Annotated in this window: 3 protein-coding genes; all 3 read right to left on the reverse strand. The window is 72.8% G+C overall.

Annotation, left to right across the window (positions count from 1 at the left end):
• A partial coding sequence (locus tag DLJ59_RS00230) for a serine/threonine-protein kinase (protein ID WP_244235755.1) occupies positions 1 to 1,373 on the reverse strand: 1,373 nt, incomplete at its 3' end.
• 76 nt (positions 1,374 to 1,449) lie between these two features.
• A complete protein-coding gene (locus tag DLJ59_RS00235) occupies positions 1,450 to 1,965 on the reverse strand; it encodes a hypothetical protein (RefSeq protein WP_124770528.1) in 516 nt (171 codons plus the stop codon).
• Between the two features lie 139 nt (positions 1,966 to 2,104).
• Positions 2,105 to 2,872, reverse strand: a complete 768-nt coding sequence (locus DLJ59_RS00240; RefSeq protein WP_124770529.1) for an enoyl-CoA hydratase/isomerase family protein — start codon at positions 2,870 to 2,872, stop codon at positions 2,105 to 2,107.
• Positions 2,873 to 3,008 lie beyond the last annotated feature (136 nt).

Raw genomic sequence — 3,008 nt, forward strand, 5'->3', positions numbered from 1 at the left:
GTGGTGGTGGTCGGGCCTGGGGCCGCTGTGCCGCCCGGAACGGTCGGCGGGCCGGTCCGGGAAGCGGGCGCGGTGTTGGCCGGCGGCACGGCGGACGGTCCGATGTCGACCGGGTCGGTCGGCTCCTCGGCGCTGGGCATCCCCACCGTGGTGGTGCCCGGGTCGCTGCCGGTCGGCGCAGCGCTCTGCCCGTCCCGACGATTACTGAAGTCGCCGAGCGGCCCGGCCATCGCCACCGCGGCGATCACGGCACCGCAGACCGTCAGAATGGCTCGCCCCCGACGCCACAGCCTGCGCCTCACCGGCGCCGCCACATCGTCGGCCGGCCCGGCACCGGTCGCAGCGCCAATCGTCTCCCTGCCGGTTTGTCCGGTGCCGGTCAGCCCGTTGCCGGCGGCTCCTTTGCCAGTCGGTCCGGTGCCCGTCGGCCCTTTGCCGGTCGGCTCGCTGCCGATCGGTCCAGCGCCGGTCGGTCCAGCGCCGGTCGGTCCAGCGCCGGTCGGTCCAGTGCCGGTCGGCTCGCTGCCGGTCGGTCCGGTGCCGTCTGCCATTGCGGGTGCGACGCCGCTGGCGGCGGCGAGCAGGATGCGGGCCGCGTCGGCGGCCGAGGGCCGGTCGGCAGGGTCGCCGGCCAGACACCAGCGGTAGAGCCGGTGCACCTCGGGCGGTACGCCGTCGATCGGGGGCAGCAGGTCCGGCTCGACGTGCGTCTGCGCGCGGAGCATCCCGGTCTGCGCCTCGGCAGGCCAGGGCAGTCGACCGGTGAGCACCCGGTGCAGCAGCAGGCCGAGGGCGTACACATCGCTGGCCGGTAGGACCTCGCCGGCCTGCAACCGCTCCGGCGCGAGGTACGCCGGCGTGCCCAGCAGCCGCCCCTCGAAGTCGATCTCCGGCGCACCGGCGGCTGCCGCGATGCCGAAGTCGAGCACCTTCGCGCCGGTCGGTGTGAGCATCACGTTGCCCGGCTTGATGTCGCGGTGCACCAACCCCTGCTCATGCGCGGCGGCGAGCGCCGAGGCCACCTCGGCGCACACCCGCAACCCGGCGCGCGGCGGCAACGGCCCGACCACCAACCGGTGCTCGAGGGTGTGGCCGCCGAGCAACTCCATCACCACGAACGGGACCTCGGCGGCCTCCAGCACGGACTCGCCGTAGTCGTAGACGCTTGTGACATGCGGATGCGACAGCCGGGCCGCCGCCTTGGCCTCGCCCCGGATCCGCCGGCGGGCGTTGGTGTCCGAGGCGACCAGCACCTTCACCGCCACGTCCCGTTCGAGCACCTCGTCGTACGCCCGGTGCACCGCCGACATGCCGCCACTGCCGAGACGCTCCAGGAGCCGGTAGCGGCCCGCAAGCAACTGATCACGCTGCACGACCGACAGCCTGCCGTACCGGCCGGAAAACCGCGTACCCGGGATCGAGATATTGCAATGGGTGCGACGCCAGCCATCATCCAGCAGCTAGATCGGGATGATCACGAAGGAACGCCTCGCCCCGGCGAGCGTCCCTGAGAACCAGCACGACTCCTACGGTGCCGGCTACCGTCAGCACTGCGCTGAGCACCGCCCAGAACGGCGCGAACCGTAGCAGCGCCTGACCAAGGCTGAGCACCACCAGGCCGGTGGTCAGGCCCGCGGACCAGCGCAGGCCGGCGAACTGTCGGGCCGTTTCGCCGAGCAGGGCCGGGTCCTCACCGGCCTCCTGCGTGCCGCGTCGGACCTGCCGCCCCAACCGCCTGCGGTGCGACCAGCTCAGGGTCAACAGTGGCGACTGCCGAGCGGCGCGGTGCCGGCCGGAGCGCACGGACCAGACGACCGCGCCGATCCCGATACTCAGCCCGACCAGGACCAGAACAACGCCGAGGACACTCGCCCAGCGCGGTGGGTCACCATCAAAAGCGGCCGTGTCCGTGCCGCCCTTCGCGATGCCTACGCCGAGGGCGCCGAGGGCGCCGGAGAACAACACAGCACGACGAAGAACAGTAGGAGGAGGCGCGACCTTCGCTCGGTCCCGTCCAGATTCGTAGCTCCGTCATCCATCCTCGAACCCCCGATCTCCACCGTGGAGCGGGGACTACCCATCGACGCGTACAGCTGAAACGCGGTCAGTCGGCGGTCGGTGGCTGCCAGGCGAAGCGGGGCTGTCGGCGTTCGCTGATCGCCGCGACCCCTTCGCGGGCCTCACCGGTCGTCGTCACCTTCCGGTGCCACCAGGCGATCCGCGCGGGCTCGGCCCGATCGTCGATGATCTCCTTGGCGGCGGCGATGCTCAGCGGTGAGCGTTGGGCGATGGTCGCGATCAGTTCGTCCACGCGCGCGGCGAGCCGATCGACCGGCAGCACCTCGTCGACCAGACCGATCCGCAGGGCCCGCTCGGCGTCGATCAGTTCGGCGGTGAACAGCAGATGCTTGGCGGCGGACGGGCCGACCAGCCGGGCCAGCCGGCGCGTCGTCGGCGCCGGATAGACCAGCCCGAGCCGGGCCGGCGGTACGCCGAAACGCGCGCCGTCCGCGGCGATCCGCAGGTCGCAGGCGACGGCGAGCTGCGCGCCACCGCCGACGCAGGCGCCCCGGATGGCCGCGACGGTCGGCTTGGCGAATCGGGCCAGCCGTTCCTCGGCGGCCACCGCGATGCTGGCGTCACCGGCGTCCAACAGCTCGGCCAGGTCACCGAGGTCGGCACCCGCGCAGAAGGCGTCGCCCGCGCCGGTGAGCACCAACGCCCGTACGTCGGGGTCGGGCTCCAGCCGGTCGAGCAGTTCGGGGAGCTGACGCCACATGGCCGCGGTCATCGCGTTGCGCCGGGCTGGGTTGCTGATGACAACGGTGGCGACCGGCCCGGTCACCTCGACTGTCAACTCCGCGTCGGACACATCCGCTCCCTTCCCGCGCGCCACCTGGGCGACGCCACCAATCTGGCCGCCGACGCCGCGACGCCGATGCGGCGACCATAACGAAGACGACCGGTCGGGCCGGCGCACGCCCAGGCTCAGCTCGCCTCCGCGGGAG

This window comes from Micromonospora inaquosa (assembly GCF_003857055.1).
GTDB classification, from domain to species: Bacteria; Actinomycetota; Actinomycetes; order Mycobacteriales; family Micromonosporaceae; genus Micromonospora; species Micromonospora inaquosa.